Annotated in this window: 8 protein-coding genes and 1 pseudogene; 6 read left to right on the plus strand and 3 right to left on the minus strand. The window is 71.2% G+C overall.

The genetic code is table 11. From position 1 onward, the window contains the following. Positions 1-40 precede the first annotated feature (40 nt). The gene (gene folP, locus AOK17_RS20925; protein WP_055614045.1) at positions 41-901 is read right to left on the minus strand and encodes a dihydropteroate synthase; all 861 of its coding nucleotides are present in this window, start codon (positions 899-901) and stop codon (positions 41-43) included. 148 nt (positions 902-1,049) lie between these two features. Between folP and AOK17_RS20930 the strand changes: the two genes are divergently transcribed. Further along, positions 1,050-1,403, plus strand: coding sequence for a DivIVA domain-containing protein (locus tag AOK17_RS20930; protein ID WP_055614046.1), 354 nt, complete (start codon positions 1,050-1,052; stop codon positions 1,401-1,403). After that, positions 1,400-1,978, plus strand: a complete 579-nt coding sequence (locus AOK17_RS20935; protein ID WP_055614047.1) for a DNA-3-methyladenine glycosylase I — start codon at positions 1,400-1,402, stop codon at positions 1,976-1,978. Before AOK17_RS20930 ends, AOK17_RS20935 begins: the two co-directional genes overlap by 4 nt. Before the next feature lie 104 nt (positions 1,979-2,082). Here the strand turns inward: AOK17_RS20935 and chcB are convergent, their stop codons facing one another. Then, a complete protein-coding gene (chcB, locus tag AOK17_RS20940) occupies positions 2,083-2,889 on the minus strand; it encodes a 2-cyclohexenylcarbonyl CoA isomerase (RefSeq protein ID WP_055614048.1) in 807 nt (268 codons plus the stop codon). Positions 2,890-3,259: 370 nt separating this feature from the next. On the opposite strand from chcB, the gene AOK17_RS48610 reads away from it, so the two are divergent. Further along, entirely contained in the window at positions 3,260-3,427 is a 168-nt protein-coding gene (locus AOK17_RS48610; RefSeq protein ID WP_003966491.1) for a DUF3117 domain-containing protein, read from the plus strand. A 145-nt stretch (positions 3,428-3,572) separates the two neighbouring features. Here the strand turns inward: AOK17_RS48610 and AOK17_RS20945 are convergent, their stop codons facing one another. Next, positions 3,573-4,271, minus strand: coding sequence for an O-methyltransferase (locus AOK17_RS20945; protein WP_281198615.1), 699 nt, complete (start codon positions 4,269-4,271; stop codon positions 3,573-3,575). Positions 4,272-4,485: 214 nt separating this feature from the next. Here AOK17_RS20945 and sigE point away from each other — a divergent pair, with 214 nt between their 5' ends. The 3 genes and pseudogenes from sigE to AOK17_RS50795 form a co-directional block, all read left to right on the plus strand. After that, the gene (gene sigE / locus AOK17_RS20950; protein WP_055614050.1) at positions 4,486-5,187 is read left to right on the plus strand and encodes an RNA polymerase sigma factor SigE; all 702 of its coding nucleotides are present in this window, start codon (positions 4,486-4,488) and stop codon (positions 5,185-5,187) included. Continuing rightward, complete coding sequence (locus AOK17_RS20955) at positions 5,184-6,140, plus strand: anti-sigma factor family protein (RefSeq protein WP_055614051.1); 957 nt, start codon at positions 5,184-5,186, stop codon at positions 6,138-6,140. Before sigE ends, AOK17_RS20955 begins: the two co-directional genes overlap by 4 nt. Positions 6,141-6,278: 138 nt before the next feature. Continuing rightward, a pseudogene (locus tag AOK17_RS50795) lies at positions 6,279-7,029 on the plus strand (hypothetical protein); the annotation flags it as partial.

A 7,029-nucleotide genomic window follows, 5' to 3' on the forward strand; every position in this document is an offset into this window, starting at 1 on the left:
GGGACGGGAATGGGTAGGGGCGGCGGGGGCGAAAAAGGCCCTACGCCAGCCCCCGCCGGGCAACGGCAGGCGGCCGGTGGCCGGCGATCGACGCCACCATGTCCAGGACCTGCCGCGTCTCGGCAACCTCGTGGACCCGGTACACCTGCGCCCCCAGCCACGCCGACACGGCGGTGGTCGCGAGCGTCCCCACCACCCGCTCCTTCACCGGCCGATCGAGCGTCTCACCCACAAAGTCCTTGTTGGACAGGGACACCAGCACGGGCCAACCCGTGTCCACCATCTCCCCAAGACGACGCGTCGCCTCAAGACTGTGCCGCGTGTTCTTCCCGAAGTCGTGCCCGGGATCGATGAGCACGGACTCCCGCGCCACCCCCACCGACACGGCCCGCTCGGCCAGCCCCACGGTCACCCGCAGGATGTCGGCCATGACGTCGTCGTAGGCGATGCGGTGAGGACGAGTCCGGGGCTGGGTCTCACCGGCGTGCGTACACACGAGCCCCACCCCGTACCGCCCGGCGACTTCCGCGAGCCGCGGATCGACCCCGCCCCACGCGTCGTTGAGCAGATCCGCACCCACCTCGCACACTGCCTCGCCCACCTCGTGCCGCCAGGTGTCGACGCTGATGATCACGTCGGGGAACCGGCGCCGCACCTCGGCGACGAAGCCGACGGTCCGCCGCGCCTCCTCCTCGGCCGTGACCTCCTCGCCAGGCCCGGCCTTGACCCCGCCGATGTCGATGATGGCGGCGCCCTCGGACACCGCCTGCTCCACGCGCGCGAGCGCGGGCTCGTCGCGGAAGGTGGCGCCCTGGTCGTAGAAGGAGTCGGGGGTCCGGTTCACGATCGCCATGATCACCGGCTCGTGCGCCTCGAACTCGCGCCTGCCCAGCCTGAGCATCCCCTGTGACCTCTCCCAGTAGTTGGCAACGGATGTCGCCGTTCCGCCGCCTGCGACCCTAACTGTCAGAGTCGCATGGCACGATCGGAGCCTGATACTTTCCGCGCCGACGCGTCCGCGTCGGCACCAGAGTGTGGGGACCTCAGCGATGTTCATGTTCTTGTTCCTGGTCGTCGCCCTCGTCGTCGTGGTCGGCGCGGTGACGCTCTCCGTGGTGGGCGGCGGTGAGAGCGGCGCTCTTCCCGAGACCCCGCCGGAGCGCCTCCAGGACCCGCTGCCCCTGGACCGCCCCGTGCACCGGGGTGACGTGGAGGCCCTGCGCTTCCCGCTCACGATGCGCGGCTACCGCATGGCGGACGTGGACGACGCCCTCGGCCGCCTCGGCGCCGAGCTGGCCGAGCGGGACGCCCGGATCTCCGACCTGGAGGCCGCGCTGGCCGGAGCGGCCCACGCGGCCCGGTCCACCTCCCTGGAGAAGCCCGCCGAGGAGGACCACCGGTGAGCGACGCCCAGAAGGGCCCCGACGGCGCCCTGCGCTGCCCCTGGGCCCTGTCCACCGAGGACTACGTGACCTACCACGACGAGGAGTGGGGCCGCCCGGTCCACGGCGACGACGAGCTGTACGAGCGGCTGTGCCTGGAAGCCTTCCAGTCAGGTCTCTCCTGGATCACGATTCTGCGTCGCCGCGAGGGCTTCCGTACCGCCTTCGCGGGCTTCAAGATCTCCGAGGTCGCCACGTTCACTGACGACGACAAGGAGCGCCTCCTCGCCGACCCCGGCATCATCCGCAACCGCGCGAAGATCGAGGCGACGGTGGCCAACGCGCGTGTGCTCACGGAGTGGGCGCCGGGCGAGCTGGACGAACTGATCTGGTCCTTCGCCCCCGACCCGACGACCCGCCCGGCCCCGAAGGCCCTCGCCGACGTCCCAGCGGTCACCGACGAGTCGACAGCCCTCTCCAAGGCCCTCAAGAAGCAGGGCATCCGCTTCGTCGGCCCCACCACGGCCTACGCCTTGATGCAGGCATGCGGCCTGGTCGACGACCACTTGCAGGACTGTGTGGCAAGGGCCCACTGAGGCGCCCTCCAGGGGCGCGGGGAACCGCGCGCTCGATCCCCGCCGCCCCGCACCCTCTGAACCCTGAACCGGCCCGGTCCGGTCCGGTCCGGTCCGGCGAAGCGTCAACGCCCCAAGTACTTCGGCTTCTCCTTGTTGACGAACGCCTGCACAGCGATCACATGGTCCTCGGAGGACCCGGCCCGAGTCTGCAACTCGTCCTCCTTCTCCAGGGTCTCCTCCAGCGAGTGGGTCAGCCCGTAGGCGAGAGACTCCTTGAGCGCGGCGTACGCCAGGGTCGGCCCCTCGGCCAGCCCCCGAGCCACCTTCACCGCCTCGGCGGCGAGGTCGGCGGACGGCACGATCCGGTTGGCGATCCCCAGGTCGTACGCCTCCTGGGCGGTGATGCTGCGCGGAAACAGCAGCAGGTCCGCGGCCCGCGAAGGCCCGACGACCCTGGGCAGCGTCCACGAGATCCCGGAGTCGGCGGTCAACGCGACCCCGGCGAACGACGTGTTGAAGGCAGCCGTGTCGGCAACGATCCGGTAGTCCGCCGCGAGGGCGAAACCGAAGCCGGCACCGGCCGCGACTCCGTTGACGGCCGCCACGACCGGCTTCGCCGTCCCGGTGAGGGCCCGCACGATCGGGTTGTAGTGCTCCTGGACGGTGCTCATGACACCCCCGCCCGAGCCCGCCTCGCGTGCCGCCATCAGCCCGCCGATGTGCTCCTTGAGGTCCTGGCCCACACAGAAGGCCCGGTCCCCGGCGGCGGTGAGCAGGATGGCCCGTACGGAGTCGTCCGCCGCGGCTGCCTGTGCCGCCTCGCGGAAGGCGACCTTGGTCTCGATGTTCATCGCGTTCATCGCCTCGGGGCGGTTGAGCGTGATCGTCGCGAGCCCGTCGCTCACCTCGTAGAGCACGGTGTCGGCCATGGGGGTCCCCTCCGGTTCGCGGCTCCGTCGTACCCGTCGGTACGTTCTGGTCTGAGGACAGCATGGCGGAGATCATGAGCGGCGGCGGGGTTCGGACATGTGACCTGCGTCAAAGAATTCCGGCGTCCGAAAGTCCATGCAGCGGCGCGGCAGCGGCGCAGTATCGCAGCCACTTCGGCGAATTGAGTGGTTTTGCTCAAGCGCGTTGCGCAAGCGATGCCGACTGATGTTGGTCATCGGGTCCTGAGATGCGGGATAATGGCCTGGAAGCAATGTGTTCGATGCCGGTGACGCGTGTCCGACGAGAGGATGCGTGCCCTTCAGTGGGGCCGTCGGCGACGATGAGCTGGTTTCAGGAAGGGGAACGAGCATGGCGGCCATGAAGCCGCGGACGGGCGATGGCCCGCTCGAGGTGACCAAGGAGGGGCGGGGCATCGTCATGCGCGTTCCGCTCGAAGGCGGCGGTCGGCTCGTCGTCGAGCTGACCCCCGACGAGGCCGACGCGCTCGGCGACGCCCTCAAGAAGGTCGTCGGCTGACGCGGAACGCGACCATACCTGTCCACTGCCCCGGCATCCAAAGTGATGCCGGGGCAGTGGGTTTTCAGGGGTACGCGAGCGACGTACGCCATGTGTGTTAGCGCAGGTCAGCAGGGGTTTTGGGGTGGCCGGGCGAGGGGTCGGATCAGCGTTTGACCGCGCACAGCAGGCCGTCGCCGACCGGCAGGAGCGAGGGAATCAGCTCCTGGCTCTCACGGACCGTGCGCAGCAGTTCGCGCAGCCGCAGGACCTCCGTGGGCTGCGGGCCCGACTCCACGGTCCGGCCGTTCGCGAAGACACCCTCGAAGACGACCAGGCCGCCCGGCCTGAGCAGGCGCAACGATTCAGCGAGGTAGTCGAGGCTCTCGAGACGGTCGCCGTCGCAGAAGACGAGGTCGTAGCCGGCGTCCGCGAGCCGGGGCAGGACGTCCAGCGCGCGGCCCGGGATGAAGCGGGCCCGGTTGCTCGCGAAGCCGCACGCGCGGAAGGCCTGGCGGGCGAACTGCTGGTGCTCCGGCTCCGGATCCACGGTCGTCAGTACACCGTCCGGCCGCATGCCGTGCAGAAGATGCATTCCGGAGACCCCGGTCCCGGTGCCGATCTCCGCGACCGCCTTGGCGTCCACGGTGGCGGCGAGCAGTCGCAGCGCGGCGCCCGTCCCGGGCGACACAGAGCGCAGCCCTGCGTCCCGGGCCCGGTCCCGGGCCCAGTGCAGTGCTTCGTCCTCGGCGACAAAGGCGTCGGCGAACGCCCAGCTCGTCAGCCGGTTGCCGGTAATGGCCCTCTCCTGTCCCCGTGGTTGCCTGGGCGTGACTGTATCCGTTGCCGCCGGGAACCCGCAGATGGGACCAGGCGTTTAGAGGGGGTGGAGAACTACGCGGGGGTAGCAGATGGATCAGGACACCGAGCAAGTGCTGACGCAGCCATATGAGCGCGTATCAATTTCTCGTAAAACCGCTTATCCGGAGCTAACGGGCGAGGTGGCTATGGTAGGGGCTCCACCGGACACCACCAGAGCCGACAGGGGAGGTGCGGCTGCGCCTGTGGATCGGGGAGGGGTGCTGAGGCGCCTGCTCAGATCGGCGGGTGAGCCGAAATCTGTGAACGACACCGCTGACCGTTTCCGCACCGCTGACTCCGCTCAGACCGCGACCTTCACGTCCGACGCGGACTCGCAGGCGTGGACTCCGCCCACCTGGGAGGAGATCGTCAGCACGCACAGCGCCAGGGTCTACCGTCTCGCCTACCGCCTGACGGGCAACCAGCACGACGCCGAGGACCTGACCCAGGAAGTCTTCGTCCGGGTCTTCCGTTCCCTGTCGACGTACACGCCGGGCACCTTCGAGGGCTGGCTCCACCGCATCACCACCAACCTCTTCCTGGACATGGTCCGCCGCAAGCAGCGCATCCGCTTCGACGCCCTCGGCGACGACGCGGCCGAGCGCCTGCCCAGCCGCGAGCCCTCCCCGCAGCAGGTCTTCAACGACACGCACTTCGACGCGGACGTCCAGCAGGCCCTCGACACCCTCGCCCCGGAGTTCCGCGCCGCGGTCGTCCTGTGCGACATCGAAGGGCTTTCGTACGAGGAGATCGCCGCGACCCTGGGCGTCAAGCTCGGCACGGTCCGCAGCCGCATCCACCGCGGCCGGTCCCAGCTGCGCAAGGCGCTCGCCCACCGCTCGCCCGAGGCCCGTGCCGAGCGCCGCGGTTTCGCGGTCACCGGAGTGCCCGCTCTGGGAGGAGGGGGCGCGAGCGCGTGAGTGGATCACGGCTTAATCCTGCCGATCGGCCCCTTACCGAGCAGCACCTCGGAGACCGTCTCTCCGCCCTCGTGGACGGCGAGCTCGGTCACGAGGCGCGCGAGCGTGTCCTCGCGCACCTCGCCACGTGCGCGAAGTGCAAAGCCGAGGCCGACGAGCAGCGACGACTGAAGAACGTGTTCGCGGAGGTCGCTCCGCCGCCCCCCTCGGAGAGTTTCCTGGCCCGTCTGCAGGGGCTCCCCGGAGGAGGTGACCCGGACGGCGACGGATCGCCGCTGGGCGGGGGAGGGTTCGGCACGTCCGGAGTCTTCGGCATGAAGCCGGACTCCTTCGGTTACGTGCCGTCCGGGCCCCATGCCGCCGTGCTGCCCTCCGAGCAGCGCGGGTTCCGCATCCATGACATAAGCCGGCGGGAGGCCGAGCGTTCGGCCTCGCGGGGGCTGCGCTTCGCGGCAGCCGCGGCCGGTGCCGTGTCGCTCGCCGCGATCGCGCTCGGCGGGGTGTCGACCGGCATGCCGACGGACACCACGGACGCGCGCGGCGGGTCCGGCTCCGGAAGCAATGTGACCCCGATGCGGACGGCGAACGTGGGCGGGGCGACCAACCCCGACTCGCAGCGCCGCCGGTCCCTCACACCGCTGCTCGCGCAGGGACAGCGCTCCTTCACCGCGGAGGGGGGCGCGCAGACCGAGATGTCGGCGCCGCTGCTGCCCGGGGTGCCCGCGCCCCTGACCCCCTCGCCCGCCGAGCAGGGCGCGCGCACACTGCATGCGCTGACCACCCCCGTGGTGGCCGGTGCCGCAGCGATGTCCCCGCTCATACGCCCCTTCAGCCCCGCCCCACCGGTCGCGCTGACCGCGTTCTCGACGGCGTCGGAGCTGGAGACGTCCCTGCTGCCGCTCGTGCAACCGTCCGACTCGTCCGCCTCACCCTCGCCTTCCTCCCCCGGCTGAACCGGCCCTCTGCGCGGCGGCCCGTGAACCTGGTTGAATCCAGGGATGGGCCGCGCCCGCGGTAGTAACCCGGGCTCGGAGTGGACAAACCGCGGTGACCGCCGACGTGTCGAGCCGCGGGTCAGGTGTGGGGAGAACATGGACGAGGGGAAGCCCACGAAGCCGAAGTGGTGGAGCCGGCCCCGGACCCACGTGCCGGAATCCGCTCCGGTGGACCCGGTTTCCGCGGGGGACGGCACGAGTGGGTTCCACGGGGGCGACATGGACGGCGACTTCGAACTGGAGAAGCCCGCGGGTGCGGGTGTCGGTGTCTCGGGTGCCGCAGGCGCCACAGGTGCCCCGGGTGGCTCCGGTGCTGTTGGTGCCTCTGATGGCGTGGGCGTTTCCGGCGGTGCGGGTGCGACCGGCGTCGCGAACGCCCTGGGCGGCGACGCCCCGACGGGTTCCGCCGTGGCGCCGAGCCGGGTGCCGGGCCAGACATCTGGCCGGGTGCCGGACCAGACGCCGGGCCGGGCTTCGAGCGAGGTGCCGGCCGCCGTGAGCGGTGGTGCCGACGTGCCCGATGGGCGGCCCGAGCCTCTGGGCGAGCGGCCCAGGCCTCTGCACGACCCGGATCCCTACAGCACGCCGCCCTACGGCGGGCCCGGTCCCTGGGCGCCCGCGCCCCCGGTCCAGCACCCGGCGACGACTCCCACGCACGGCACGGCCGTCCATGCCGTGACTCCGCCCCAGGGCACTCCGGCAGGAGCCGGGCCCCAGGACTCCGTCCCGCGGCCGGCCGCCACACAGGGCATCCTCGGACCGGCGCTGCCCTCCGGCTACCACCAGGCGGCGGGCCCCCTCCACGGCACTCCCGACCACGGCCCCACAGGCCACGGTGCCCCCGCAC

Source organism: Streptomyces phaeochromogenes, from assembly GCF_001418655.1.
GTDB classification, from domain to species: Bacteria; Actinomycetota; Actinomycetes; order Streptomycetales; family Streptomycetaceae; genus Streptomyces; species Streptomyces phaeochromogenes.

Bases quoted from the DNA above. Each gene is read 5' to 3' on its own strand.
- chcB (WP_055614048.1), bottom strand. From the start codon at position 2,889: ATGGCCGACACCGTGCTCTACGAGGTGAGCGACGGGCTCGCGACGATC.
- AOK17_RS48610 (WP_003966491.1), top strand. From the start codon at position 3,260: ATGGCGGCCATGAAGCCGCGGACGGGCGATGGCCCGCTCGAGGTGACC.
- AOK17_RS20930 (WP_055614046.1), top strand. From the start codon at position 1,050: ATGTTCATGTTCTTGTTCCTGGTCGTCGCCCTCGTCGTCGTGGTCGGC.
- folP (WP_055614045.1), bottom strand. From the start codon at position 901: ATGCTCAGGCTGGGCAGGCGCGAGTTCGAGGCGCACGAGCCGGTGATC.